Below are 26,696 nucleotides of genomic sequence, written 5' to 3' on the forward strand. Positions count from 1 at the left end.
CTGCCCCCGTCGCAGCGACATTGACGCGATGAATCGGGTTTTTCAACTGCGCCGTTGGCGCTTTGTGTTCCTTGACTTCAAAGCCGGTTGCGGCGAGTTTGCCCGCGCCCGCGAGGCGTCCCTCGCCTAAAGGAAAACGCCGCCTCAATGCGCTCCTATCTCGACTTCGAAAAGCCCGTCGCAGAACTCGAAACCAAGGTCGACGAACTGCGCGCGCTGGCCGAAAACGGAGAGGCCGTTTCGATCGGCGAGGAGCTCAACAAGCTCCAGGCCAAAGCCGCGAAGGCGCTCGCGGATCTCTACGCAGGACTGACGCCCTGGCAAAAGATCCAGGTGGCGCGGCACCCGCAGCGACCACATTTTTCCGATTATGTGCGGCAGCTTTTCGACGAGTTCACGCCGCTCGCCGGAGACAGGCTGTTCGGCGAGGACTTCGCGATCGTCGGCGGCTTCGGGCGCTTCCGCGGCGAGCCGATCTGCGTCATCGGCCAGGAGAAGGGCTCGGACACGTCGAGCCGGCTTCATCACAATTTCGGCATGGCGCGGCCGGAAGGCTATCGCAAGGCGGTCCGCCTGATGGAGCTCGCCGACCGTTTCGGTTTGCCGGTGGTCTCGCTTGTCGACACGGCTGGCGCTTTTCCGGGCATTGACGCCGAAGAGCGCGGGCAGGCCGAGGCGATCGCCCGCTCCACCGACGTGTCGCTCTTGCTCGGCGTGCCCAATGTCGCGGTGGTGGTGGGCGAGGGCGGCTCCGGCGGCGCGATCGCGATCGCCGCCGCCAACAGAGTGCTGATGCTTGAGCACTCAGTCTACACGGTCGCATCGCCCGAAGCCTCGGCCTCGATCCTGTGGCGCGATTCCGCCAAGGCGCAGGAGGCGGCGACGAGCATGAAAATTACAGCGCAGGATCTCTTAAAGTTCGGCATCATCGACCTGATTGTGACGGAGCCGCCGGGCGGCGCCCATCGCGATCCTCAGGCGGCCATTGGCGCCGTCGGCGACGCGCTCGCCAAGGAACTTGCCGGCCTGGCCAATCTTTCGCGCGAACAGTTGAGACAATTCCGCGCCGACAAGTTTTTGGCCATGGGCCGTAAACTTGAAGAGAAGCGTTAACGTAAATTCCAGAAGATCGGCCCTAAAAGCGCGCACATGCGCGATTCTTTGCGAATTCGGACATGTTCTCGTCCCATTATTTGTCTTTCGTGATCAGCGCGGCGGCTCGCTTCCGAGGCCTGCGAGGCGACTGCGCCGCCAGAGGGGACACTATGAAGACTCGAGGCATGGCGCCGGCGCTGGGGCTTGCCGTCCTGGCCGCCTTTGCGCTCTCAGCCTGCGAGCAGAGCGGTCTCGCGCATCGCTCGCTTGCGCCGATCCCCTCCGAGACTGTCGCTCTGATGGAGCAGGCCGGCACGACCAAGGAAGCGCCGATGCTGATCCGCGCCTATAAAAAGGAAGCGGAGCTCGAAATCTGGAAGATGCGGTCGGACGGTCATTACGTCCATCTGAAGACGTTTCCGATGTGCCGCTGGTCGGGTCAGCTCGGCCCCAAGCGTCGCCAGGGCGACCGCCAAGTGCCGGAGGGCTTTTACGCCATCGGCCCGGCGCAGATGAATCCGAACTCAAGCTATTATCTGTCGTTCAACGTCGGCTATCCGAATGCGCTCGACCGCGCCCTTGGCCACACCGGCGGCGACATCATGGTGCATGGCGCATGCTCGTCGGCCGGCTGCTTCTCCATGACCGACAAGCAGATCGCCGAAATCTACGCGATCGCCCGATCTTCGCTCGGCGGCGGTCAACGCGCGATTCAGATGCAATCCTTCCCCTTCAAGATGACGGCGGAAAATCTCGCCAAACATCGTCTCGATCCGAACATCGACTTCTGGAAGCAGCTCAAGGAAGGCTCCGATCATTTCGAGGTGACCTTGCAGGAGCCGCAAGTCGCCTTCTGTAATCGGCGTTACGTGTTCAACGCCGCCGGCGCGGCCAATCTCGATCCGGAGGCCGCCTGTCCGCCGCTCAAACAGGATCCGGAGATCGCCCAGGCGGTGGCCGAGAAGAGCGCCAAGGACCAAGCCAAGATCGCCCAGCTCGCGCAAAGCGGCGTGAAGCCGGTGCGGATCGTTTATCAGGACGGCGGCCAGCACCCGGCCTTTGCGTCGCGGGTTCCAGAGGTGAGCCGCCCGGAGACGATCGTTCCGCCGACCGAAATCGCCCTCGACGAGAAGCCAAATCGAGGCGCCGGGTCGGCAACCGCCAATCTCGCCGTCAAATCTCCGGTCGTGACCTTGGCCGGGGCGAAGGCCGCTGACGAAAGCCGGCAAACGCGCGTCGTCGCGATGGCGCCGATGCGCAGCGACCACCGCGACATGTCCGCGCTTGCGGCCTCGGATCCAAGCCCCACCAACAGCCTTAAAAAATTGGCGCGTTCCAACAGGGACGCATCAGCGGGAGATATTCCGACGCCGCCGGCCTCTATTGGCGTCAGGAAATCCGCCGCCGCTCATTCATCCAAATCTTTTTGAGACTCTCGGATCCTTCGAACTCAAAGCCGCGCCTAGGCGCGGCTTTCTTTTTCTAGAGCGGTGGCCGGCGACTAGCTGAAGCTTTGCCGTGTAGCGAAAAATATCTTGACTCTTGTGCGGCGCAGCAATATAAAAGTGCGACGCAGCGAGAGTTGTCTTGCTTCGTAGCCCTCCTTGGGCGTTTCCTCCCTTGACTTGGGCCGCTGGTTCGTCCGGCGGCCCTTTTTTATGCCATCAGGTGAAAAAACGAGCCTGAGACGCCATTTCTCGCCAGTCCGGCCGGGCGTTCATCATCGCTATAGGCGTCACGCGCCAGCGCGAAGGGCGGGCCCTCTTCGCGAAGAACAGTCGCATAGTGAAATTCATGGCCGCGCAGTCGAAATCCGACATCGCCCAGCGGGTGGTCCGCCGTGAGTTGCGCCTGCCGATAGCCGAGATGCAACTTGCGCTGAGCGAAGCTCGTTTCCAGTTCCAGCAGTCCGGCCATTTCATGCGCCTCGCCCGCCGCGTCGATCAGCGCGCGGCCGAGAACCATGTAGCCGCCGCACTCGCCATGGACCCAGTGCTCTTTAGCGAAACGCCGCAACCCCTTTATGAAGGACTGCGCCGCCGACAGCCGGCCGGCGTGCAGCTCCGGATAGCCGCCCGGCAGCCAGCAGAGATCGCAATCTTCAGGCGGCGCCTCATCGGCGAGCGGTGAGAAGAAGCAAAGCTCCGCGCCGGCGTCGCGCCAGCTCTGCGCGAGATGCGGATAGAAGAAGGAAAAAGCGTCGTCGCGCGCGACCGCGATGCGCTGGGCGGGGGGCGGGAGCGCCACGACGCTTGTCATTCCCGACGCCCGCGCACCGGGCGATCGGGAATCCAGAGCCGCGACAGGCGCGTCTGGCGTCATGCTGGATTCCCGATCGCTTCGCTTGCGCGAAGCGTCGGGAATGACATCGCCTATTGCGGCGATCGTCGCGCAAGCGACAATCGCCGCGACATCCACATGCGCTTCGATGAAATCGGCCAGCGCCTCGAGACGCTCGTCGAGACCTTGCGTTTCGCCGGCCTGCACCAGCCCCAGATGGCGTTCGGGGAGAGCAACCGCCTCATTGCGGGGCAGCGCGCCGAACACCGGGATGCCAAGCGCCTCGATCGCTTCGCCGGCGAGCCTGCGGTGACGCTCGGAGCCGACGCGGTTCAGCACGACGCCGGCGACCTTTACGCGCGCGTCGTGTCCAGCGATGCCGCGAATAATCGCCGCCGCCGTCTGCCCTTGGCCGGAGACGTCATGAACGAGCACGACCGGCCAGCCGAGCATAGCGGCGATGTCGGCGCTGGCGCCGATTCCCGCCGCCCCGCCGGGCGCGCCGTCAAAGAGCCCCATCGCGCCTTCGGCGATCACGATGTCCGCGCCTTCGCTCACCCGCGCGGCGAGCCGCGCAATCAACGCCGCATTCATCGCCCATGAATCGAGATTGACGCCGGGTCGGCCGGTGGCCGCCGCGTGAAAGGCAGGGTCGATGTAATCCGGCCCGCATTTGACGGGGGCGACGCGTAAGCCGCGCCGCATCAGCGCGCGCATCAGGCCGAGCGTCAGCGTCGTCTTGCCCGAGGAGGAGCGGGCGGCGCCGATCAGCAGGCCAGGCGCGTTCACCCTTCGCCTCTCGGCCGAAAGCGGCGATCATAGTCCGCGTCGTAAAGCGCGCTTTCGCGGAAATCTTCGCTCGCGAGCGCCGGTCCGACGAGAATGAGCGCGGTGCGCTCCATCGGCGTCTCGGACGCGCGCCCTTCAATGTCGGCGAGCGTTCCGCGCACGACGCGCTCATCGGGCCAAGAGGCGCGATAAACGAGCGCCACGGGACAGCCGTCGCCATAATAAGGCGTCAGCTCCTCCACGACCCGCGCGAGAACATGGATCGAGAGATGGATCGCGAGCGTCGCGCCGGATTGCGCGAATGTCGCCAATCTTTCGCGCTCAGGCATCGATGAGGCGCGCCCCGACGTGCGCGTCAGCACCAGCGATTGCGCGACTTCGGGCAGCGTGAGTTCGCGCTTCAACGCGGCGCTCGCCGCCGCGAAGGCGGGAACGCCCGGCGTCATTGTGCAAGGAATGCCGAGCGCGTCGAGGCGGCGCATCTGCTCTCCAACGGCGCTCCAGATCGAAAGATCGCCCGAATGCAGCCGCGCGACATCGAGCTCGGCGTCGTGCGCCTGCTGCATCTGAGCGATGATGTCGTCGAGCGAGAGCGGCGCGGTGTCGACGATGCGCGCGCCCGGCGGACAATGCGCGAGGATTCCCGCGGGCACGAGCGAGCCGGCGTATAGGCAGACCGGGCATCGCGCGATGAGATCGCGCCCGCGCAGGGTCAGCAAATCGGCGGCGCCAGGACCGGCGCCAATGAAATGCACGGTCATGAGTTATTCTCTTCGCCGCGCTTCGCCAGAGCGCAGGCGGCGACCGGCGTCGTCACGCGCGGCGCGACGAGGCGACTGTTGGGTCCGGCGCCGACGAGCGCCGCGGCTTCGGCGACGCTGCCCACGCCGAACATCGCCTGCACGCGCGGCGAATGCGTCGCCGCGGTCGCCTTGCGGGCGCGCAGCGCGGCGAGCGGCAGAAAGACGAGTTCAAGCCCAAGTTCGCGCGCCGCCTCGTGCACCCCGGCTTCCTGCGCCTTGCTTTCAAGCGCGTAGAGCCTCGCCTCGCTGAGGTCGACCTTATGCGCCTGCGCAACGCGGCGCACGAGTTCGACGATATCGTTCGCGGCGACGCCGCGTCTTGCGCCGAGCCCGAAGGCATATGTCGCGTTCATCTCTTTGTCGCTCGCCATTGTGTGACCGCCATCGCGGGATCAAGCGCATGGAAGCGGCCGATCGGGCGCGCATGCGCTATCTGCAGATGTATGAGCTCGCCGCCCTTGTCGCGATAGGCGTCGGCGAGCAGCGATTGAGTCTCAATCGTTACGGCGTTGACGACAATGCGTCCGAAGCGAGGGAGCGCGTCCCACGCGGCGGCGAGCGTCGCCGCATCGGCGCCGCCGCCGATGAAGATCGCCTGCGGCGGTTCGAGTTCAACGAGCGCTTGCGGGGCTTCGCCCTTGATGATGCTGAGATCCGGGACGCCGAGCGACAGCGCGTTGCGCGCGATGCGCGCCGCACGCTCCATGTCTCGTTCAATAGCGATGGCGCGGTTTGCGGGATCGCTCAGCATCCATTCGATGGCGACGGAGCCCGCGCCGGCGCCGACGTCCCACAGCAATTCGCCCTTGCGCGGCGCGAGCGCCGAAAGCGTCACGGCGCGGATGTCGCGTTTGGTGAGCTGCCCGTCATGCTCGAACCAATCATCGGGCAGGCCCGGCGTACGCGGGATGACCGCTGCGTCTTCGCCGGCTTCCACTTCGACGGCGACCGTATTAAGCGGCGCAATGTCATTGAGCCCGAAGGTGTCGGCGCGCGCGTCGCGGACGCGCTCATGCGCGCCGCCGAGCCGCTCGAGCACAAAGACGCGCGATCCGCCCATGCCGCGCTCGGCGAGATGGCGCGCAAGGTGTGCCGGCGTCGACTCGTCCCAGGAGAGCGCGATGATCTTTGCGCGCGGCTGCAGATGCGGCGTCACGCGCTCAAAGGCGCGGCCGTGCAGCGACAACAGCGCGCAATCCTGCAGGCTCCATTTGAGTCGCGCGGCCGCGAGCGAAAACGCCGAGGGCGCCGGAACGCAGAAAATTTCGTCAGGCGCGACATGGCGCGCTATGAGATCGCCGACGCCGTAGAAGAAGGGATCGCCTGAGGCCAGAACCACCGTGGGCTTGCCGCGCTGCGCCAGAATTCTCGGCAAGGCGTCGGAGAGCGGCGAGGGCCACTGCAGGCGCTCCGCCGGCGCGTCGATCATCGCGAGATGTCGCGCGCCGCCGACGATCAGCGAGGCTTGCGCGACGAGCGCGCGCGCCGCCGGCGCGAGAGCGTCGGCGCCGTCTTCGCCGAGGCCGATCAGCGACAGCCATGGCGCGTTCATATCGACTTCCGCGACGTATAGACCCAGTCGCGCGCGCCCTCGCGCGCAATGCGCCGCGTGCCGCTGGCGCCGATGACGACAAGCGTCGACATATCGACCCTGGCGCCCTCGGCTTCATCAAGTCGCGTCAGAATGATCTCTTCATTCTCGCGACCGACGGATTTCGCGAGGCCAACGAATGTCTCGCCGGGAAGATGACGACGCAGCAGCGCAAAGGCGTCGTCGATGCGCGTCGGCCGGGCGCGGGACGCGGGATTGTATAACGCGATGACAAAGTCGCCTTGCGCGGCATGTTCCAGCCGCTTGGCGATGACGTCCCACGGCTTGAGATTGTCGGACAGCGAGATCGCGCAAAAGTCATGGCCGAGCGGCGCGCCGAGCCGCGCCGCCGCCGCCTGCATCGCCGAAACGCCGGGCAGCACGCAAATATCGAGATCGCGCCACTCCCGCGGGCCGCAATCGACCGCTTCAAACACCGCCGCGGCCATTGCGAAGACGCCGGGATCGCCGCCGGAGACGACGGCCACGTGGCGACCCTGCGCGGCGCGCGCCAGCGCCTCCTGGGCGCGGTCGATCTCGACGCGGTTGTCGCTTGCAAGCCGTGTCTGTCCTGCGCGCTCGGGAACGCGCGCGACATAAGGCGCATAACCGATAATGTCCTGCGCCTCATCGAGCGCCGCCTGCGCCTCGTGAGTCAGCCATCGCGCGTCGGCCGGACCAAGGCCGACAATGTCGAGCGCGCCGCTCAAGGGCGCCGGCCTCGCCCCGGCACAAGCGCCATCGAGAAATAGGGCGCGTCATCGTCGCGCTTGTCGGCGAAGCGCATGATCTTTTCGCCGGGCATCGCGCCGCGTTCGACATAGATCGCGCGATCGATGACGCCGGCGCGAGTCATCGCGCGGCGCAGCTTGGCGAAATTGCCGCCGAGCTTCATCACCACCGCGGCGTCGGTTTCGGCGAGGCGCGACGCAAGTCTGTCTTCGTCGAGAGTCGCCGGGAGAACGGTGAGAATGTCGTCCCCCCAGGCCATCGGCTGGCGCGCCGCGGCGAAACATCCCGACATGCCCGAGACGCCGGCGCAAATCTCGATCCGAAAGCGCGCATCGAGCCGCGCGAACATATGCATGAAGGAGCCGTAGAGCAGCGGATCGCCTTCACAGAGCAGCGTCACGTCGCGGCCGGCTTCGAGCACGGCGCGAATGCGCATCACGCAATCTTCATAGAAGTCCTGAAGCGACGAGACATATTCCGGCTGATCGAAAGGAATCTCCGTTGTCACCGGATAGAGCAGCGCGATCTCTTCGCAGCCAGGCGCGAGATAGGGCGCGGCGATCGCGCGCGCGTGGCTTGCGCGTCCGCGCTTGGCGAAGAAGGCGACGACGTTCGCCGCGCCGATGAGGCGCGCTGCCTTGACAGTCACAAGCTCCGGATCGCCAGGACCGAGTCCGACGCCGATCAGCGCCCCGAGCGTCGCGACGGCTTCTTGCGATGTCGAGGCGAGCGCGTTCATTCCTGCTCGCTCGCCAGCGCATTGATGGCGGCGGCGGCCATGGCGCTGCCGCCCTTGCGGCCTTTCACGATCACGAAGGGGACGCGGCCGTATTCGCGCAGCGCGTCCTTCGATTCCGCCGCGCCGACGAAGCCGACCGGCATGCCGATGATGGCGGCCGGAGGCGCCGCGCCTTCGTCGATCATCTCGAGGAGGCGAAACAGCGCGGTCGGCGCATTGCCGATCGCGACCAACGCGCCATCCATACGATTGCGCCACAGTTCCAGCGCCGCGGCGCTGCGCGTGGTGCCGATCTCGGCGGCGAGCGCCGGCACGCGCGGCTCGAGCAGCGTGCAGACCACCTGGTTTTCCGCCGGCAGACGTGAACGGGTGACGCCATGCGCGACCATGTTGGAGTCGCATAGGATCGGCGCGCCCTTCTGCAGCGCGTCGCGCGCCGCCGCAACAAAGTCCGGCGAGAATTCGATGTCGTCGGCGAGTTCCACCATGCCGCAGGCGTGGATCATGCGCACGGCGATCTTTTCCTGCTCGGGCGTGAAACGCGAGAGATTCGACTCGGCGCGAATGGTTGCAAAAGAGCGCGCATAAATCTGCACGCCTTCATGGATATAGTCGAAGCGGCGGCTCATTGCGTCCGACCGCTTGCGCGCGCGGAGAGTTCGCGCATGACGGCCTCGAAGGTCAGCGATCGGAAGCGCGGCGCGCCGTCGGCGCCGCCGTTCTCGATGAGATCGAATCCTTCAGCGCAGGCAAGCAGCGTGATGGGCGAGGCGCTCTGCCGGGCGCAGCCTTTTGCGCAGCCCGAAAGATGTAGGCCAACGCCGTCAGCGCCGCCGATCTTTTGCGCCAGCGCCGCGAGATCCATGACATGCGCGCGCGTCTCGGCGGCCGCCTGCGGACATTCCGGCGCTCCGGGACAGGCGATGACGGCAAGGCGCTTGTCGTCTGCCGACGTGATGAAGTCGCGGTTTTCCGCGCGCGAGACGACGCGTCGCGCGTTGTCCTCATCGGGCGTGACGATCAGCAGGGCGCGCCACGGCGTGAGGCGCAGTTCGCCTGTTCCCTCGCTTTGTGCAAAATCGGCGACCGCCGCGAGTTCGTCTGCGCGCCAGCGGCCGAAAGGCGCGCCGACGCCGGCGAAAGCGACGGCGCCGCGGCGCTGGGCGCCAAAAATTTGCGACCATCGCGCAGGCGCGGGCGCTTCCTTGCAGAAGCGCATGACGAATCCGGCCGCGCGTGGCAGCGCGTCGGCGCCGAGCGCCTCGACCAACGCGCGGACGCGCCTGAAGCTATTCGCATGACAGTCACGCAGCTCCACGAAGGCGCGCGCAAAGCGCAACGCCACGTCGAGCGCGTCATCGGTCGCGACGACGACGGCGCGATTGGAAACGCCAGCGATGCGAATTGCGACCTCCCCGTTTGCAATCGCTTCGATCCGAATGTCGGCCTCGACGTCGGCGATCGACAGCGCGCCGCCATCATCGAGAAGAAAAAGAAATTTCGGCGGAAGCGCGCGCAGCGCGCCATCGCGCTGTAGCTCAGCGGCGAGCTGCGCCGCCATGGCGTTGGCGTCGAAAGCGCCAGCGACGAGTCCGGCGAGCGGCGACGTGATGACATTCGTGACGCGTTCGGCGTCGGCGCTCGGCGCGAGCATGCCGATCGCCTCGAGGCAGCGCAGGGCTTCGGCGATCGTCGCCTCGCTGATTCCGCGCAGCTGCAATTGCGCGCGCTGCGAGAGATCAATCAGCCCATTGCCGCAGTTGTCCGCAATTCTCGCGATCTCACGCGCCTGCGCCGCGCTCATGCGAGAGCCGACCGCCTTGGCGCGGATCAGCAAACCGTCGCCGCTCGGCATCGGCGCGAAGGCTCCGGGACACCAGCCCTTGATCTCAGGCCTCGGCTGCAAGACGCCCTCCCTCTTGGTGTTCGATATCGCTTAAGGCGCCGCGCACGCTGTTGCGTTGCGTATTCCACAAGCCGCGCGCGAGCGCTTCGTTAAAAACGCGCGCGATGGCGGTGAGCGCGCGGGGATTCTCTAAAGCAAGAAAACCCCGTGTCGCATCATCGCCTAAGGTGGCGTCAAAAGCGAGATCGAATTGCGCGTCGCTGATGAGGCCGCTTGTCGCGGCGAAAGCATAGAGATTGTCGATCGTCTCGGCGATTTCGCCGGCGCCGCGGTGACCGTGCCGCTTCTGGCCTTGCAGCCATTGGGGATTGGCGAGCCGCATGCGCAGGATGCGCGCGATTTCGTCTTTCAGAGCGCGCGGCCGTAACCGTTCCGGCCGCGTCGCATCGATATGCACCAAATCGGCGTCGCCGCCAAGCATGGCGTTGGCGGCGGCAAAGCCCCCCTCGTAATCGGCGAAGGCGGGTCCGATCAGAACGTCGACTTCCGCCATGTCTTGCACATGGACATGCGCATCGGCGTCAGCGACGCGCGCGCTGAACGCCGCGACGGCTTCGTTGCTTTCGCCAGCGCGATCATAGGCGTGACCCGCGGCGCAAAGATAGGCGCGCGCAAGATCGTCACGGTCCGACCATTCGCCGCGCAGCACGCGATCGCTCACGCCAATTCCGTAAGTTCCATCAGCGGCTCCGAAGACGCGGCGCAGATCATCGGCCGTTTTCAGCGGACTGATTTCAGCGTCTTCATCGCGCGCGGCGACCGCGCGCACGGCGTCGTCGAACAGCGCGATGAGATTTCCGAACATGTCGCGAAACAGCCCCGAGACCTGCAGCGTCACGTCGACGCGCGGAAACTCGAGCCGCGCCTGTGGTAGAATTTCGAAGCCGATGACGCGCGCGCTCGCCGTGTCCCAGCGCGGCGCGACGCCAAGAAGCGCGAGCGCTTGCGCGAAATCTTCGCCGCCGGTGCGAATTGTGGCGCTGCCCCACAGGTCGAGCATGATGCGGCGCGGGAATTCGCCATGCAGTTGCGCGTGACGCGTCATCACCTCGGCGGCGGCGCGCCGGCCAATGTCATAGGCCGTTTGCGTGGGCGCGTGGCGCGGATCGATGCAATAAAGATTGCGTCCCGTAGGCAGAACGTCGGCGCGCCCGCGCGACGGCGCGCCGGCCGGACCGGGCTCGACGAAGCGGCCCGCAAGCGCGGCGATCAGCGCGTTGCGTTCGGCGTGCGCGCAGGCGCCCCGCGCGGGATCGGCGATTGAATGGTCCTGGGTGCGCCCGAAGACATGGAGTCCGTCGCCGATGCGCATGTCCTTGAGGTCGCACATCCAGGCGTCGAGCCGCGTCAAAGTCTCGGCGATGTCCATCTCGCGCGAGACGCCGCATTCGGCGTCAAGGCCGCTGCGCTCGGCTTCGTCGATGATCGCGCCGGCGATGAGTTTCGCGCGGCGCGCGTCGAGCGCGCTTGCTGTCGCATATTCGTCGAGAAGCGTTTCGACTTTCGCCGCCGCGTCGAACAGTTCGGCGTCGACAAGCGGCGGCGTCAGATGGCCGATGGTCACGGCGCATGTGCGTCGCTTCGCCTGCGCGGCCTCGCCGGGATCGTTGACGATGAACGGATAGATGAGCGGCGTTGGGCCGAGCACCGCTTCAGGCGCGCACGCCTCGGACAGCATGACTGATTTGCCGGGAAGCCATTCGAGCGTGCCATGCGCGCCAAGATGAATGAGCGCATCGATCTTTTGCACATGCCGCAGCCAAAGATAGAAAGCGACATAGGCGTGACGCGGCGGGCGCTGCACGTCGTGATAGGATTCGTAGCGCTCCGTGCGCGCGCCGCGATCGGGCTGCAGCGCGATGACGAGCTTGCCGGCTTCGAGACAGGAAAAGCGGAAGGCGCCGTCGACGACGGCAGGATCATCTTGCGGCGCGCCCCAGGCGTCGTTGACGCTCGCGACGAAAGATGCGGGGAGGGTCGATAGCAAGGCCAGATAGTAGGCGAGCGGGAAGCGGTTAGCCTGATATCCATCTTCCAGAGCGCGTATCACCCTCCCCTCGCAAACCGGGTGCTCCCGGTTTGCGCTTCTAGAATGGCCAAAGTCGGCAACAGCCGACTTTGGCTGGGGGAGGGTCGAACCGCGAAGCGGTTCGGGGTGGGGCGACGTTCCACAATACGCAGAGTCACCCCCACCCGCGTCGCTTCGCGACGCGACCTCCCCCCTCGAGGGGGAGGTGGGCGCCGCGCCAACGTCATATCCCGCCTCTTGCAACGCCGAGACGATCTCATGCACGCTCGCCTCGGCATCGAGGCCGATGGCGTAGCCGCCCCGGCCGCGTCGCGTCGGATAGTCGGAGAGAATGAGCGCGAGGCTTTTTTCCGCGTTGGGTTTGCGCCGCAGCCGCGCCCAGTTCAAAGCGAGGTCCGCGACGAAGTCGATGCGCGAGCGTTCCGGCGCATGCCGCGTCTCGCTGAATTCCGCCGCAAGACGCAGCGGCGCTTCCTCCTTGAAGGAAATCGCGCGCGTGAAGATGCGCCCGTCAACTTCCGGCAGAACGACATTCATCGCGAGATCGGCGCCGTTCGCGCCGCGCGTCGAGCCTTCCCATGCTTCGCGTGAAGAGGTGGCAAGTGCGACCTGCAGCACCGGCGCGTCCGCGCCATCGAGCACGCTTCCCATGTCGCGACGTGCCGAAAAGGCGGTGGCGTTGATAATGACGTCGGGCGCGAAGGATTCGAGCGCGCCCGAAACGAAGGCTTCGCTCTCCGCCTCCTTCAGGCTCGCGACATAGATCGCCTCGACGGAGAACCCGCGCTCAGCCAGCGCATCGGCGAGCGCGACGATCGGCGCAACGTCGTCGGCGAGGAACATGGCGCGATAGAAGACGATTGTCGCGCGTAACGCGCCGTCGCCGCGACAGGCGGCGTCGAACCGCCCGGCGCTGGCGACGCAAGCGCTTTCGCGCCACTGCGCCGGATAGCCGGCGATCGTCGCGGCGTAACCGAGAAAGGAACGCAGATTGTCTGGACCGCCATCCTGCAAGAAACGCCAAATTCGATCGAGCGTCTGCGCGTCGAGCGTCGACGCCTGCTTCAGGCGCGCGTCGTCATGCATATCGCCGGGCGTGATCGCGAGGGCGATTCCCTTCGCGCGCGCAAGCGCCTCGAGCTGCTCGACGCCATAGGGCCAATATTCTTTGCCGCCGAGCAGCCGCACGACGATCAGCCGCGCATGTCGCGCCACAGCGTCGAGATAGAGATCGACGGAGTAGGGGTGCTTCAATTGCGCGAGCGACGCGCAGCGAAAGCTCGGGAGAGTCGCGCGACTTTGCTCATAAAGCCGCGCCAGCAGCCGCAGCTCGGAATCCGAAAAGGATAGAAACACGATCTCCGCGGGAGATTGACCGAGATCGACCGCGCCGCCGGCGTCGTCGAGATTATGGAGATCGCGCGGGAGAAGATGCATGGCGTATCACGGCTGCGCCAGCGTCGCGATCACCGCGTCGCGATTGAGGCCTTTCTCGCCGATGATCACGACGCGACTCATGCGCTGCTCATCGGCTCTCCACGCCCGATCGAAATGATGTTCGATGCGCGCGCCGACGCCTTGCACGAGCAGGCGCATGGGCTTGCCGATAACTTCGACGAATCCCTTGATGCGCAGCACGTCATGCGCGCGCGCCGCTTCGGCGAGTCTCGCAACCAGCGCCGCCGGATCGGCGACCGCCGAGAGCGACACGACGAAACTGTCGAAGTCATCATGGTCGTGTCCGGGCTCGGCGTCATGATGCGACGGACGGGTCGCCAGATCATCCTCCGCCGCCGCGGAAAGGCCGAGCAGCACGAGCGGATCGACTCGCCCGCCGCTGGCGCGCACGATCTTCGCCGCTTTCCGAGCGCCTCGCGCCAAACGGTTTGCGACGTCGCGTTCTTCGTCGGCGCCCAGCAGATCGGTCTTGTTGAGGATGATAAGATCGGCGCAGGCGAGCTGATCTTCGAACACTTCTTCAAGCGGATTGTCGTGATCGATCGTCTGCGTGTCTTCGCGCTCCTTGGCGATGGCGTCGAGATCGTCGGCGAAACGGCCCTCCGCCACGGCCTTGCCGTCGATGACGGCGATGACGCCGTCAACCGTCAGCTTCGAGCGGATCGCCGGCCAATCGAACGCCTTGACGAGCGGTTTGGGCAGAGCCAGTCCGGACGTCTCGATGATGATGTGGTCAGGACGCTTGTCATGCGCGAGCAGCGCTTCGATCGCCGGGATGAAATCATCGGCGACGGTGCAGCACAGACAGCCGTTGGCGAGTTCGACGATGTTTTCTTCCGGGCAGTTTTCGACGCCGCAGGCGCGCAGGATTTCGCCGTCGACGCCGACGTCGCCGAATTCATTGATGACGAGCGCCAGACGTCGACCCTTGGCGTTCTCGAGCACATGACGAATGAGCGTCGTTTTCCCCGCGCCAAGGAAGCCGGTGATAATCGTTGCAGGGATTTTGGCGCTCATGAGAGTTCCTGTTGGCGCGACTGGAGTCGCCAGACGAGACCGGCGAGCGCGCCGGCAAGCGCCCAGCTGATCGCCTGCACGGCGAGAGAGGCGGCCGCGAAGCGCGCGGCGAGTTCCGCGGGCGCCGTGCTCTCGGGCGTCGCGGGCTGCGGCGCGAAGAAATGCGGCGCGACGATCAACACGACGCCGGCGATTTTTGCCGCGGTCGAGTCAAGCCGCAACAAGGCGAAGAGTCCGGCGCCGGTCGACAGCGCTGTCGCAAGCCACCAGATTTGGCGCACGGCGAGATCGGTTTCCGCCATGCCGGGAAGCTGCGGCGCGAGGCCGAGACTCGTCGCGAGCCCGGTTGCGGCGAAGGCGCAGGCGCCCCAGAGCGCGGCGCGGCGCGGCGCGATGGCGTCGCCAGAGAAAAGCATCGCGGCGAGAAGAATGAGCGCATAGCCGATCGAGACGGCGATCGTCGCGGCGCTGGTCGCCGCCGTGCGGCTCAGGCCGGAAAGCGCCGCGCTCGCTTCGCCGCCGTCATGCGCATGCTGCGCCGCCTCATAGACCTCGGAGGCGAGGATGAGCGGCGTCGTGGTGAAGTGCTGCAGGGCCGCGACCGCAAGCCCGGCGACAAGGCCGGCGATCAGGCCGGTCGTCAAAACGCGCGCGATCAAGCGCGTTGCGGCCTAGTGACAGGGGAAGGAGAGCGCGTGGCGCGTGTCATGCGCCGCGTCATGCACGCTTTCTGGATAGGCGAAGCCCGCAAGCCAAACGAGCCCGAAGCCGAGAGTAAGCGCAACAACGGCGGCCTTCAGCGCCTCAAGTCTCGAAGAGGGGAGGGCGGCGGCGTTGGCGGATGATTTGGCGTTCATATCGGTCTCCCTGCCGCCCCACCGGCGGCGATGCGATGCGCGTGGCGATCCAAATTGATCGCCCTGACGGCAGGTCTCCTGGCTCCCGGGTCGTCGGACCGCGCCGCCTTCCCAAGCCTCACGCTCAGTGGCAGATGGCGCGGACCTTGCCGGCTACAGTTGCGGGGGCAGCCGCGGATAGGGGCGTAATGCCCACGCCGCGTTCCCTTTTCACTTCTTGCGAAGGACCGTCCTGACTAGTCATATGCGCGGCTTAGGCTTCCGTCAAACCGGCCGAGGAGCGCCTGTGACCGAGATGAATGAAGAGGACGAGGCGCGCCGCCATCGTCTCAAGATGGAGAAGCGCAAGGCCGTCCAGGACGCCGAGGTCGCCGGCAAGACGGTCGCCCGCAAAGGCCTGCTGATGGTCCACACTGGCGCCGGCAAGGGCAAGTCGACGGCGGCCTTCGGGCTGGCGCTGCGCGCGCTCGGCCATGGCTGGAAGATCGGCGTCGTTCAGTTCGGCAAGGGCCAGTGGCAGACAGGTGAGCGCAACATGCTCGAAAAGCTTGGCCAAGAGTTCGGCCAAGAGTTCGGTCAAGTTGCCTGGCATACGCTCGGCGAGGGCTTCACCTGGGAGACCCAGGACCGCGCGCGGGACGAGGCGGCGGCGCGGCGCGCCTGGGAGAAGGCGTGCGAACTGATGGACGACCCTCACATTCGCCTGCTGGTGCTCGATGAATTGAACATTGCGCTGCGCTACGAGCATTTGCCGCTGGAGGAAGTGCTTAGCGCGCTCGCCGCGCGGCGCGACGATCTCAACGTCGTCGTGACCGGGCGCAACGCCAAGCCGGAGCTCATCGCCGCAGCCGATCTCGTCACCGAGATGACCTTGGTCAAGCATCATTTCGGCGCTGGCGTCAAAGCGCAGGAGGGAATCGAATTCTAACCTGAAACCTGTTCTGAAGCCCGCCGGCATATCGCTCTTGGCAGCGGCTCGCGTAGAGAATACGCTTTGCGGGCAGGCAGTTCCGTGGCGGACAGGGACGCGCGCCAGCGACGCGAGCAGGCATCCCGAGGCGCGTCAGTCCTGGCTGAACTCTCAACATCATCTGGACCCGAAAGCTCGATGGACGTTTACGGCGCGCTCCGCTTTTCCGCTGCGAAGATCTCCAACGAACTGTTTTCGGCGGGATCGATTTTTTCGGTCTACTCCCTGGCGACGACGTTTCTCATCGCCGTTGGCGCGCTGGCCTATCAGCGCAAGATGCGTCGGGGGCGCGTCAACCCGCGGGCCATGGCGCGGGCGATCTTCGACAAGAGACTCCTGCTATCCAAATCTTTTGCCGCGGACGTCAAGCTCTTCGTCCTGAGCGTCGTTCTCATGCCGGTCGTGGTGGGCGCGCTTGTTCTATCGACGAACGGCGTTGCGACCGCCGTGAGCGCCGCGCTGCGTAGTTCGTTTGGCGCTTTTGCGCCGACCTCTTGCTGTGACCTTTCGATAAAGCTCTTCTCTACCGCCGTGCTCTTTTTGGCCTATGAGATCGGCTATTGGGTCGATCACTACCTCAAGCATCGAATCCCGTTTTTGTGGGAGTTCCACAAGGTGCATCACACCGCCGAGGTGCTTACCCCGGTGACGAATTTTCGCAATCATCCGATCGACAACATCTTTTTCGGCTACATGCTGGCGATGTTCATTGGCGGCGCGTCAGGCATATTGGCGTGGGTCTTTGGGCGAACCACTGAATCCTTCACGGTCGACGGGAAGAACATCCTTTTCATCTTCTTCCTTTGGACGATCGGGCATCTTCAACATTCGCAGTTCTGGATTCCCTTTCGCGGGATTTTGGGACACATCGTCCTTAGCCCCGCGCATCACCAGATTCATCATTCGACAGATCCCCAGCACTTCAATCGCAACTTCGGCAGCGTTCTTGCCATTTGGGACTGGATGTTCGGATCGCTCGAGATGCCTACGAGCAAAAACCCGCGCCTCAAATACGGGGTCGAGGAAGACGCCGCGGACCCGCATTCGTCATTCGGATTATTGGCGACCCCGATTTATAGAGCCGCCCTCGCGCTCTGGGGCGCGCTCGCCGACGCGTGGAATGCAGCGAATGAGCGACTCGAGCAGCGCCGTCAAAGGCTGAAGAGCACAGGCATATTATGAGCCGCGTTCGCGCCGACTTGCTGCTTGTGCTTGCGGCTTTTATCTGGGGGACGGCCTTTATCGCGCAAAAAAACGCCGGCGAGCTTATGGGGCCGATCACCTTCGTCGGCGTCCGTTTTCTCCTGTCGTGCGTCGCGCTCGCGCCGCTGGCCCTCTATGAGGGCCGTCACAGTGAGTCTTCCCTAAAAAAGGGCGATTTGGCGCTCGCCGGCCTGATCGGCTTGTGCGTCTTCCTCGCCGCGGCTTTGCAGCAAGTCGGCCTTGCCACGACGACGGCGACCAACGGCGGATTTCTCACGGCGCTATATGTCGTGCTCGTTCCAGTATTTGTCTTTGCGCTGACCGGCGTACGACCCCGGCAGGTCGTTCTCGTCGCGGGCCTCGGGTCCATCGTGGGCGCCTGGCTGCTGACGGACAGCGGCCAGCTGCAGAGTTGGACGTCGGGCGACGCCTTGGTTTTGATTGCGGATATTGCGTGGGCGGCCGGGATCAGTCTCGTCCCGACTTTTCTCGCTCGCGCCAATCGGCCGTATTTTTTGGCTTTCGCGCAGTTCGGCGTCATCGGCGTTCTTGGAACTGTCGTGGGCCTCGGCGGCGAGCCTTTTTCGCTCGAGGGCCTGAGCGCCGCCCTGCCGTCGATTCTCTATGCGGGGCTTTGCTCCGGAGGGATCGCCTTCACGCTTCAAATCGTGGCGCTCAACTACACGCCAGCGGCCGAAGCCGCCCTTATCATGTCGCTGGAGAGCGTTTTCGCGGCCTTGTCGGGCGTCATCCTGCTATCCGAGCGCCTCACCACGCCGGCGATGCTGGGCGGGTTGCTCATCTTGCTCAGCGCCGTGCTCGTCGAAGCTGGACCGGCCGCACAAAATATATGGGCATCGCAATACTGGAGTCGGCTGTCGCAAGTGTGGAGTCGGGCGCGCTAGCCGTCCGAAAAAGTGGAAGCCGACGCTCGATCACGTCGAGAACGTCGGCTCCAAAATGATCTGCGCGGTAACCGGCCGATCACCCGCCAGAAAGACAAGGGCCGGGAGCTTTCGCGCCCGGCGAGTCTTTTCGGCAGGGGTATGTATTACTGGATCATGCGGGCGGTAGAGCCAACGCCATCGCCCTGCATGCCGTTGCGGTTGCCCGTGCCGTTGGTTCCTTCAGGAGAGATCCAGTCCGGAACCCAGGTCAGAGCGACGACGACGAACGCGACGAAAGCGGCGACCCAAAGCAGCATCTTGCCGATATCGCCGGTATTGTGAACGTTGACGGCCATGCGTTTTCCCCCTGTTCTTGATTTTACGTGAATGCTTGCCGCATCGAGAGGGAGCCTAGCTTGTTTCGGATCGGATGGCAATGCGCTCTTCTGGGGACTGAAACGCCGGCCAAAAAAGCAACAATACCTTTGAATTTCAACAAGTTAACGTGCGACAGAACGTCGCGGACGTTGCAAAAATTGAGCGCACTTCCTTGTCTTCGTTTCCCTTCGAACGCCGATAAGCCAGCCAGGCGTCAAACGACTAAAGCGTCCGAGCGGGGTTGGCCGGCGGCGGCCCTTGCCGGATGTAGGCGCATCGCCTATAAGCGCGCCATTCCACAGGCGAGAGTTACGCGGCGTCTGCCTCAAGACGTCGCTCCGGTGGCCGGATCTCCGGCCTCTTTACTCTCTCGCCGAGGTTCAACCGGAGAAAAGACACTATGGCTCTGCCCGATTTCACCATGCGCGGCCTCCTGGAGGCCGGCGCTCACTTCGGCCATCAGTCGCATCGCTGGAACCCGAAGATGGCGCCTTTCATCTTTGGCGCCCGCAACAACATCCACATCATCGATCTCGCCCAGACGGTGCCGCTGCTCCATCAGGCGCTGAAGACGATTTCGGACACCGTCTCCAAGGGCGGCCGCGTGCTGTTCGTGGGCACCAAGCGCCAGGCGCAGGAGCAGATCGCCGACGCCGCCAAGCGCAGCGCTCAATATTACATCAATTCCCGCTGGTTGGGCGGCACGCTCACCAACTGGAAGACGATTTCCGGATCGATCACCCGTCTGCGCAAGCTCGACGAGATGCTTTCGGCCGGCGCTTCGGGCATCACTAAGAAAGAGCGCCTGCTGCTGACCCGCGAGCGCGACAAGCTCGAAAAGGCGCTCGGCGGCATCAAGGATATGGGCGGCACGCCGGATTTGATCTTCGTGATCGACACCAACAAAGAGCAGCTCGCGATCAAGGAGGCGAATCGCCTCAAGATTCCCGTCGTCGCCGTGCTCGACACCAATTGCGATCCGGATGGCGTCACCCATCCGATCCCCGGCAACGACGACGCGGGCCGCGCCATCGCGCTCTACTGCGATCTCGTGGCGAGAGCCGCCATCGACGGCATTTCGCGCAGCCAGGGCTCGGTGGGAATCGATATCGGCGCCGATGAGTCGCCGGCGCTTGAGCCCGCGCTCGCCGTGGTGCGCGAAGATTTGCGTCCCGCCGAAGCCGCCGGGACGGATGCGGAGACGCCTCTCGAGGCCTTCGAACTGCTGTCGGCGCCGCGCGGCGCGCCGGACGATCTCGCCAAGCTGCACGGCGTCGGCCCGCAGCTTGTCAAGAAGCTGAACGACGCCGGCGTCTATCACTATTGGCAGCTTGCCGCGATGACTTCGGCGGAAGTCGAAAAACTCGACGGCGAGTTGAAGCTGAACGGCCGCATTGCGCGCGACGGCTGGGTCGATCAGGCGAAGGCGCTTCTCGCCGCCTAATCGACCCGTCAGGTCCAATGCTTAAGACGCGCGCGCCGGTCCAATGGGCCGGCGTCGTCGCATGACTCCCTTAAGAAGGAATTTCAGCCATGGCTACGATCACCGCCGCCCTTGTAAAGGAACTGCGCGAGAGCACCGGCGCGGGCATGATGGATTGCAAGGCGGCGCTCACCCAGACGGACGGCGCTTTCGAAGCGGCGGTCGACTGGCTGCGCAAGAAGGGCCTCTCCAAGGCCGCGAAGAAAGCCGATCGCGTCGCCGCCGAAGGGCTCGTCGCCGCGCTCGTTTCAGACAATTCCGGCGTCGTCGTCGAGGTGAATTCGGAGACGGACTTCGTCGCCCGCAACGCCGATTTCCAGACGCTTGTGAAGAACATCGCCGAAGTCGCCTTAAAAAGCGGCAAGAGCGACGTCGAGGCGCTCGGCAAGGAAGCCTATCCCGGCGGCGGAACGGTGAGCGAAGCGATCACCCATGCGATCGCCGGCATCGGCGAGAACCTGACGTTGCGCCGCGCCGCCGCGCTTAGCGTCAGCGAGGGCGTCGTCGGCCGTTACGTGCATGCGCAGGTCGTCGACGGCCAGGGCAAGATCGCGGTGATCGTCGCGCTCGAATCGAAGGGCGACAAGGACGTGCTGGCGACGCTCGCGCGCCAGCTCGCCATGCATGTCGCCTCGGCGAATCCGCTGGCGCTTGACGCCTCGGGCCTCGATCCGGCGACGGTCGAGCGCGAAAAGAAGCTGCTTGCCGAGAAGAACGCCGGCAAGCCGGAGAATGTGCTGCAGAAGATCATCGACTCCGGCATCAAGACCTACGCCAAGGAGGTCTGCATGCTCGATCAGGTCTCCAACCATCCTGACCACAGCGGCAAGAGCGTCGCCCAGGCGGTCAAGGAGATCGAAGGCAAGGCCGGCGCGCCGATCGCCATCAAGGGCTTCGTGCGCTATGCGCTCGGCGAAGGCATCGAGAAGCAGACGAGCGACTTCGCCGCCGAGGTCGCGGCCGCCGCGAAGGGGTAAGTCACTCCCTCCGCTTGTGGTAAAAAATTAGTGCGGGCCGGGGCGTTTACCCCGGCCTTTTTTTGTGTCCGCGAACCTCTCCGCGTCATGCCCGGCCTTTTTCCGGGCATCCACGGGTCTGCTCAGCGGCGTCGCGTGATGGCCGGGACAAGCCCGGCCATGACGGCTGAACGTCCGCGCCGTCACTCCCCACGCATCGCCGCGGCGACCTTCGCCTTCGCCTCATCCTCCTTAGGCCGCGTGCGCGAAGAAGGCTGCACCAGCTGTTGGCGATGCTCTGGTTGTTGCGCCCGCGCGAAACAATCGCCGGCGGGCGGCGTTTAGGCTCCGGACATTGGTTTTCGTCGCAATGCGAAGATCAAGCAGAAGGAGCAGCGCATGCGCGCCAAGAAGACCGCCGCAGACGAAATGATTCGCGGACCGCGCGTTGAGAGCGCGATCGAAGCCGCGACCTCCGTGCTCGGCTTTGACGATGCGCGTTCCCCGCGGGAACTGCGCGATCCGCGCGAGCTCTATCCCAAGCCGCCCTTCGAGAAGCAGACGCAGCCCTGGCCGGGTCTCGCCGGCCTTATGACGCCGCGTCCCGATCATGGCGAGGAGAGCTACCGAGGCTCGGGGCGTCTCCTTGGCCGCAAGGCGCTCATCACCGGCGGCGACAGCGGCATTGGCCGTGCCGCAGCGATCGCCTTCGCCCGCGAAGGCGCCGATGTCGCCATCAATTATCTGCCCGAGGAGGAAGCGGACGCGAAGGAGGTCATGACTCTCCTGGGCGAGGCGGACGTCAATGCGGTGGCGCTTCCGGGCGATATTCGCGACGAAGGCTTTTGCCGCAAGCTAGTCGACGATGCGGCGCGCGATCTCGGCGGCTTGGATATTCTCGTCAATAACGCCGCGCGTCAGCATGCGCGCAAATCGATTCTCGACATTACGACCGAGGATCTCGACTGGACGTTTCAAACCAATCTCTACGCGCTGTTCTGGATCACGAAAGCCGCGATTCCGCATCTCCAGCCGGGATCGTCGATCATCAATACGAGTTCGATCGTCGCCTTCGATCCTTCGCCGCAGCTTCTGGATTATTCGGCGACCAAAGCCGCCATTCTCAATTTCACCAGATGTCTGGCGAAGCAGCTCGCCGACAAAGGCATCAGGGTCAACGCCGTCGCGCCCGGCCAGTTCTGGACGGCCCTGCAGCCGAGCGGCGGACAATTTCCCGATCATCTCGCCGAATTTGGCGTCGATACGCCGCTGGGGCGCCCGGGACAACCGGCAGAAATCGCGCCGCTTTATGTGCTGCTCGCGTCAAGCGAGGCGAGTTTCACGACGGGCCAGGTGTTTGGCGCGACGGGCGGCGAGGTGGGGCCTTGACGCCGTGTCAGCCGGATGGCGCGCGACAGCTATGCCGCTAGATGTTCGATGATCTGATCCAGCAGCATCAGATCATCGCCTGCTGCTGCTTCCCAATCGGTGTCTCGGAAATCGGGGTCCGCCCCTACATTGATGTAGACCCAGAAGTTACTCAGCCGAAATAAGCAAGTCCTTGCCTTAATGAGCATAAGCTCGTTCTGCGTGGCGTCCATATCGAGGATTAGTTGGGGAAGCTCATGGGCGATGCGGTTCCGATATTTTCGTATCTCTTGAATCGCATCCATCTCGTCAGCGCTGATCGCGTCGAAGTGGTCTCGAAGATACAGCAAACTCGCCTCAAACACGTCTCTGTGCCGCGCCAGCACGTCATGCTCATAGGTTTTGAAGGGCAGGCCGGGACCAAAAAAAGTATTGGCATAGAAGTTCTTGACCCTCTCGATCACGAGTTTTTTTAGTAACTCGAACGACAAGAGGATGAGGCCTGCGTGTGATAGATGTTCCCGAACATCTTCGGGCTTCATGTGCTCAATTCTGGACGATGTCAAATTGCAAGCCTTTGTTTGTTGGGGAATTTGGCTGTGTATATTACCACCTGATCTTTGCCGATGCCGAGGCTTCTACGATGGGGTTCCATGAAAACGGTTAGATGTTAGCTTTCTATAGGTTGGCCATCCGGACGCGACCGAGGAAAGTGGAGTGTGTTCAAGACGGTTGCCCTAAAAAAAGATGAATGAGCAATTCTTGCAAGTTGCAGTTTTGGGTGCGCCTACGACAGAGGCTTTGAGCTTCCGATAGTGCCGTGCGGAACACGGCGGCAACAGCAGTTAGGCCCGTGGGCTAAGGTTTTTGTTTGGGGCTTTGGCCCGCTTGCGCCTGTGCGTCACGACTGCCTCACTTGCGGGCGCCGCTCGGCGTCCGTAAGAAGAACGCGCCCCGCCTCAGTCAGCGAGATCCGCCTCATGTCCGACCTCACGTCGACGCGACGATTCAAGCGTGTGGTCGTCAAGCTGTCCGGGGAAGCCCTGCAGGGGTCGGCGCCGCACGGGCTTGACGCCGTCACGCTCGCCCGCATCGCCGCCGACCTCGCGACCGCCGCGGACGCGGGGCATGAGATCGCCGTCGTCGTCGGCGGCGGCAATTTCTTTCGCGGCATCAAGGGGGCCGACACCGGCATCGAGCGCGCGCGCGCCGATTCGATCGGCATGCTGGCGACGGTGATGAACGGGCTGGCGCTGGAGCAGGCGGTCGAAGGTCAGGGGCGGCAGGCGCGCTGCCTCTCCGCCGTCACCATGCCGTCCATATGCGAGTCCTTTTCGCGCCGCGCCGCCCTGCATCATCTGGCCAAGGGACGCGTCGTCATTGCGGCCGGAGGCACCGGCAATCCCTTCTTCACGACGGACACTGGCGCGGTGTTGCGCGCCGCGGAGCTCTCCGCCGACGCGGTGCTCAAAGCTACTCAGGTCGACGGCGTCTACACCGCCGATCCCAAGCGCGATCCGACCGCGCAGCGCTACGACCGTTTGAGCCATGACGAGGCGATCGCCAGAAACCTGGCGGTGATGGATACGGCGGCCTTCGCGCTCGCCCGCGAGAATAAGATCCCAATTCTCGTCTTTTCGATCGCCGAGGCCGGCGCCATCGACATGGCGCTTTCCGGTCGGGCGCGCGCCACCCTCGTAGCGCCGTAAGCCCCTTTCGCGCACGACGAGAAATCGTGCAATAAATCCTGCGCCGCGGAGCCGCAGCGCCGGCGAGGGCGGCGGCGTGCGCCTTTTCGACGCGCCACATTGGAAAACATAAGAAGCCGAGCCGCGCGAGTGTTCGTGAGAGCGGCGACAGATCAAAGACAGGTTGTGAACATGGCGGAAATTTTTGACCTTGCGGATATGAAGCGCCGCATGCAGGGCGCGGTCGCGACGCTCAAGCACGAATTCGGCGGGCTTCGCACGGGACGCGCCTCGACGAGTTTGCTCGATCCGATTCATGTGGAAGCCTATGGGCAGGTTTCGCCGCTCAATCAGGTCGCCACCGTCAGCGTGCCCGAGCCGCGTCTTCTTTCGGTGCAGGTGTGGGACAAGGCGCTGGTCATCGCCGTGGACAAGGCGATCCGCGAGGCCAATCTCGGTCTTCAGCCGACCGTTGAAGGTCAGAACTTGCGCATACGCATGCCGGAGCTGAACGAACAGCGCCGCAAGGAACTCGTCAAAGTCGCGCATAAATACGCCGAGGAGGCGCGGGTCTCCGTGCGCCACGTGCGCCGCGACGGCCTCGACATTCTCAAGAAGTTGCTAAAGGATCACGCGATTCCCGAGGACGACGAGAAGCGCCACGAACAAGAGGTGCAGAAAGCGACGGACGAGACGGTGAAGGAGATCGACGCCGCGCTCGCCGCCAAGGAAAAGGAAATCATGCAGGTCTAGGAAGCTGAGACGTCGCCTGGCGCAGCTCCCCATGGCCATTCGGAACCCGAATATGACGGAAAGCGACATTCTGGAGGCGCAAACGAACGCGCAGCGCGCGCGCGCGGCGCCGCGTCATGTCGCGCTGATCATGGACGGCAACGGTCGCTGGGCGGCCAAGCGGGGCTTGCCGCGATTCGAAGGGCACCGGCGCGGCGTCGAGGCGCTGCGTCGCACGGTGCGGGCGGCGATCAAGCTCAACATCGGCTATCTGACCGTCTATTCCTTCTCGGCGGAAAACTGGTCGCGCCCGCGCGAAGAGGTGGAAAGCCTCCTCTCGCTGCTGCATCGCTTCATCCGCAACGATCTGGCGGAGTTGCACGCCAGCAATGTGCGCGTGCGGGTCATCGGCGCGCGCGCCGAGCTCGCGCCCGACATCTCGGACCTGCTGCGCGAGGCCGAGCAGATGACGCAGGCGAACTCCGGGCTCACGCTCGTCGTCGCGTTCAACTATGGCGCGCGGCAGGAGATCGCGGCGGCGGCCCGTGCGCTCGCGGAAATGGTGGCGCAAGGCCGACTGACGCCCGAGGAGATCGACGCCGACGCCATCGCGCAGCGGCTGGACACGGCGGACATTCCCGATCCCGACCTGATTATTCGCACGTCGGGCGAGCAGCGGCTGTCGAATTTCCTGCTATGGCAGGCGGCTTACGCCGAGTTCGTCTTCTTGCCGATTCTTTGGCCCGATTTCGACGAGGGGGCGCTGGCGGCCGCGATCGCCGAATACGCCCATCGCGATCGGCGCTTCGGCGGGCTTGAAGCCGCGGCGCGCAGCGCCAAGACCGCTTCATGACGGCGGATCGAAGGGACATAAGCAGCGCCGGGCAATCTCCCGGAAAGCCGTCTGCCGGAGGCTTCGCCGACCTTGGTACGCGCGTCGCTTCCGCCGCAGCGATGGTCATCGCCGCGCTCGGCGCGCTCTATCTTGGCGGCGACGTCTTTGCGCTCTTCTGGCTGGTGGCCGCTTTCGCGGTGAGTTGGGAGTGGCAGAACCTGATCGGCGGCGAAGGTCGCGCCGCCAGGATCGCCGTCGGTGGAGCAGCGGTCGCCGCCGCAATGGCGTTCGGACGCGTCTCCATGCCCGGCGCCGCCGCGCTCGCGATTGCGCTCCTTGCCCTTGCAGGCGCAGCGCTGGCGGGGGCCGAGCGTCGGCTTTGGGCGGCGACGGGCGTCGTCTACGCCGGCGCGCTCGCCTTCTCCGTATGTCTCTTGCGCGAGTCCGCCGATGTCGGCGCGCTCGCGATCGCCTTCCTGTTCGCCGTGGTCTGGGGCACCGATATCTTTGCCTATTTTGGCGGCAGGCTGATCGGCGGACCCAAGCTTTGGCCGCGCGTCTCGGCGGGGAAGACATGGTCCGGCACGATCACCGGCGTCCTCTGCGGCGCATTCCTTGGTCTCGTCGCAGTTTACCTCGGCGCCGGCCCGCAACTTGCGAACTGGCGTGTGTTCCTGGTCGGACTGGCCGCCGCCGCCTTTTCGCAAGTCGGCGATCTTTTCGAATCTTCGGTCAAGCGCCGCTTTGGGGTGAAGGATTCGAGCCAGCTTATTCCCGGCCATGGCGGCGTCATGGATCGGCTCGACGGCTTCATCTTCGCCAGCGCCTTCGCGGCGGCGGTGGGCCTGCTGCGCGGCGCGCCATCGGTGGCGGCCGGTCTTTTCTTCTGGTAGGGCGGAG

26 protein-coding genes and 1 riboswitch are annotated in these 26,696 nt (G+C 64.8%); of the genes, 12 read left to right on the forward strand and 14 right to left on the reverse strand.

Translation table 11 applies throughout. The features are described 5' to 3' along the window. Positions 1–147: 147 nt before the first annotated feature. Positions 148–1,113, forward strand: a complete 966-nt coding sequence (locus A3OO_RS0109250; protein ID WP_018407560.1) for an acetyl-CoA carboxylase carboxyltransferase subunit alpha — start codon at positions 148–150, stop codon at positions 1,111–1,113. A 152-nt stretch (positions 1,114–1,265) separates the two neighbouring features. Further along, positions 1,266–2,525, forward strand: coding sequence for a L,D-transpeptidase family protein (locus tag A3OO_RS0109255; RefSeq protein WP_051080401.1), 1,260 nt, complete (start codon positions 1,266–1,268; stop codon positions 2,523–2,525). 226 nt (positions 2,526–2,751) lie between these two features. Here the strand turns inward: A3OO_RS0109255 and A3OO_RS0109260 are convergent, their stop codons facing one another. Genes A3OO_RS0109260 through A3OO_RS0109315 form a run of 12 tightly spaced genes read right to left on the reverse strand, consistent with a single transcriptional unit; the run spans position 2,752 to position 15,296 of the window. Beyond that, on the reverse strand, positions 2,752–4,164 hold the full coding sequence (locus A3OO_RS0109260) for a cobyrinic acid a,c-diamide synthase CobB (protein WP_018407562.1): 1,413 nt from the start codon (positions 4,162–4,164) through the stop codon (positions 2,752–2,754). Beyond that, complete coding sequence (gene cobM, locus A3OO_RS0109265; RefSeq protein WP_018407563.1) at positions 4,161–4,925, reverse strand: precorrin-4 C(11)-methyltransferase; 765 nt, start codon at positions 4,923–4,925, stop codon at positions 4,161–4,163. Before cobM ends, A3OO_RS0109260 begins: the two co-directional genes overlap by 4 nt. Then, a complete protein-coding gene (locus A3OO_RS0109270; protein ID WP_018407564.1) occupies positions 4,922–5,338 on the reverse strand; it encodes a cobalamin biosynthesis protein in 417 nt (138 codons plus the stop codon). The genes cobM and A3OO_RS0109270 overlap by 4 nt, the downstream gene beginning before the upstream one ends. After that, on the reverse strand, positions 5,317–6,519 hold the full coding sequence (locus A3OO_RS0109275; protein ID WP_018407565.1) for a bifunctional cobalt-precorrin-7 (C(5))-methyltransferase/cobalt-precorrin-6B (C(15))-methyltransferase: 1,203 nt from the start codon (positions 6,517–6,519) through the stop codon (positions 5,317–5,319). The genes A3OO_RS0109270 and A3OO_RS0109275 overlap by 22 nt, the downstream gene beginning before the upstream one ends. Continuing rightward, entirely contained in the window at positions 6,516–7,268 is a 753-nt protein-coding gene (gene cobJ / locus A3OO_RS0109280; protein WP_018407566.1) for a precorrin-3B C(17)-methyltransferase, read from the reverse strand. The genes A3OO_RS0109275 and cobJ overlap by 4 nt, the downstream gene beginning before the upstream one ends. Further along, positions 7,265–8,029 (reverse strand): precorrin-2 C(20)-methyltransferase, encoded by a 765-nt coding sequence (locus A3OO_RS0109285; RefSeq protein WP_018407567.1) that lies wholly within the window; start codon positions 8,027–8,029, stop codon positions 7,265–7,267. The genes cobJ and A3OO_RS0109285 overlap by 4 nt, the downstream gene beginning before the upstream one ends. Continuing rightward, the gene (locus A3OO_RS0109290) at positions 8,026–8,658 is read right to left on the reverse strand and encodes a precorrin-8X methylmutase (protein WP_018407568.1); all 633 of its coding nucleotides are present in this window, start codon (positions 8,656–8,658) and stop codon (positions 8,026–8,028) included. The genes A3OO_RS0109285 and A3OO_RS0109290 overlap by 4 nt, the downstream gene beginning before the upstream one ends. Further along, complete coding sequence (cobG, locus tag A3OO_RS0109295; RefSeq protein ID WP_018407569.1) at positions 8,655–9,935, reverse strand: precorrin-3B synthase; 1,281 nt, start codon at positions 9,933–9,935, stop codon at positions 8,655–8,657. Before cobG ends, A3OO_RS0109290 begins: the two co-directional genes overlap by 4 nt. Further along, the gene (gene cobN, locus A3OO_RS0109300) at positions 9,919–13,401 is read right to left on the reverse strand and encodes a cobaltochelatase subunit CobN (protein ID WP_018407570.1); all 3,483 of its coding nucleotides are present in this window, start codon (positions 13,399–13,401) and stop codon (positions 9,919–9,921) included. Before cobN ends, cobG begins: the two co-directional genes overlap by 17 nt. Positions 13,402–13,407: 6 nt before the next feature. Then, positions 13,408–14,439, reverse strand: coding sequence for a cobalamin biosynthesis protein CobW (gene cobW / locus A3OO_RS0109305; protein ID WP_018407571.1), 1,032 nt, complete (start codon positions 14,437–14,439; stop codon positions 13,408–13,410). Further along, complete coding sequence (locus tag A3OO_RS0109310) at positions 14,436–15,098, reverse strand: CbtA family protein (protein WP_018407572.1); 663 nt, start codon at positions 15,096–15,098, stop codon at positions 14,436–14,438. Before A3OO_RS0109310 ends, cobW begins: the two co-directional genes overlap by 4 nt. 12 nt (positions 15,099–15,110) lie before the next feature. After that, on the reverse strand, positions 15,111–15,296 hold the full coding sequence (locus A3OO_RS0109315; protein ID WP_018407573.1) for a CbtB domain-containing protein: 186 nt from the start codon (positions 15,294–15,296) through the stop codon (positions 15,111–15,113). A 51-nt stretch (positions 15,297–15,347) separates the two neighbouring features. Next, positions 15,348–15,543, reverse strand: a riboswitch (cobalamin riboswitch). Between the two features lie 48 nt (positions 15,544–15,591). Here A3OO_RS0109315 and cobO point away from each other — a divergent pair. The 3 genes from cobO (at position 15,592) to A3OO_RS0109330 (ending at position 18,374) form a co-directional block, all read left to right on the forward strand. Next, on the forward strand, positions 15,592–16,224 hold the full coding sequence (gene cobO / locus A3OO_RS0109320) for a cob(I)yrinic acid a,c-diamide adenosyltransferase (protein WP_018407574.1): 633 nt from the start codon (positions 15,592–15,594) through the stop codon (positions 16,222–16,224). Positions 16,225–16,404: 180 nt separating this feature from the next. Further along, a complete protein-coding gene (locus tag A3OO_RS0109325; protein WP_018407575.1) occupies positions 16,405–17,448 on the forward strand; it encodes a sterol desaturase family protein in 1,044 nt (347 codons plus the stop codon). Beyond that, positions 17,445–18,374, forward strand: a complete 930-nt coding sequence (locus tag A3OO_RS0109330; RefSeq protein ID WP_018407576.1) for a DMT family transporter — start codon at positions 17,445–17,447, stop codon at positions 18,372–18,374. Before A3OO_RS0109325 ends, A3OO_RS0109330 begins: the two co-directional genes overlap by 4 nt. A 146-nt stretch (positions 18,375–18,520) precedes the next feature. Here the strand turns inward: A3OO_RS0109330 and A3OO_RS0109335 are convergent, their stop codons facing one another. Beyond that, positions 18,521–18,712: a hypothetical protein gene (locus tag A3OO_RS0109335; protein ID WP_018407577.1), complete on the reverse strand. Its 192-nt coding sequence runs from the start codon at positions 18,710–18,712 to the stop codon at positions 18,521–18,523. 422 nt (positions 18,713–19,134) lie between these two features. Here A3OO_RS0109335 and A3OO_RS0109340 point away from each other — a divergent pair, with 422 nt between their 5' ends. The 3 genes from A3OO_RS0109340 (at position 19,135) to A3OO_RS0109350 (ending at position 22,562) form a co-directional block, all read left to right on the forward strand. Next, positions 19,135–20,178: a 30S ribosomal protein S2 gene (locus tag A3OO_RS0109340; RefSeq protein WP_018407578.1), complete on the forward strand. Its 1,044-nt coding sequence runs from the start codon at positions 19,135–19,137 to the stop codon at positions 20,176–20,178. A gap of 89 nt (positions 20,179–20,267) precedes the next feature. Continuing rightward, positions 20,268–21,194, forward strand: a complete 927-nt coding sequence (gene tsf, locus A3OO_RS0109345; protein WP_018407579.1) for a translation elongation factor Ts — start codon at positions 20,268–20,270, stop codon at positions 21,192–21,194. Positions 21,195–21,572: 378 nt separating this feature from the next. Continuing rightward, entirely contained in the window at positions 21,573–22,562 is a 990-nt protein-coding gene (locus A3OO_RS0109350) for an SDR family oxidoreductase (RefSeq protein WP_018407580.1), read from the forward strand. 29 nt (positions 22,563–22,591) lie between these two features. Here A3OO_RS0109350 and A3OO_RS0109355 read toward each other — a convergent pair whose 3' ends face one another. Continuing rightward, entirely contained in the window at positions 22,592–23,083 is a 492-nt protein-coding gene (locus tag A3OO_RS0109355) for a hypothetical protein (protein WP_018407581.1), read from the reverse strand. Positions 23,084–23,521: 438 nt separating this feature from the next. Here A3OO_RS0109355 and pyrH point away from each other — a divergent pair, with 438 nt between their 5' ends. The 4 genes from pyrH (at position 23,522) to A3OO_RS0109375 (ending at position 26,689) form a co-directional block, all read left to right on the forward strand. Then, complete coding sequence (pyrH, locus tag A3OO_RS0109360; protein ID WP_018407582.1) at positions 23,522–24,250, forward strand: UMP kinase; 729 nt, start codon at positions 23,522–23,524, stop codon at positions 24,248–24,250. 171 nt (positions 24,251–24,421) lie between these two features. Next, a complete protein-coding gene (frr, locus tag A3OO_RS0109365; protein ID WP_018407583.1) occupies positions 24,422–24,982 on the forward strand; it encodes a ribosome recycling factor in 561 nt (186 codons plus the stop codon). A gap of 52 nt (positions 24,983–25,034) precedes the next feature. Further along, positions 25,035–25,814, forward strand: coding sequence for an isoprenyl transferase (locus tag A3OO_RS0109370; RefSeq protein ID WP_051080403.1), 780 nt, complete (start codon positions 25,035–25,037; stop codon positions 25,812–25,814). Next, positions 25,811–26,689, forward strand: a complete 879-nt coding sequence (locus tag A3OO_RS0109375) for a phosphatidate cytidylyltransferase (protein WP_018407585.1) — start codon at positions 25,811–25,813, stop codon at positions 26,687–26,689. Before A3OO_RS0109370 ends, A3OO_RS0109375 begins: the two co-directional genes overlap by 4 nt. The last annotated feature ends 7 nt before the right edge of the window (positions 26,690–26,696 follow it).

Origin of the sequence: Methylocystis rosea SV97 (genome assembly GCF_000372845.1) — a bacterium.
In the GTDB taxonomy this organism is placed as follows: Bacteria; Pseudomonadota; Alphaproteobacteria; order Rhizobiales; family Beijerinckiaceae; genus Methylocystis; species Methylocystis rosea.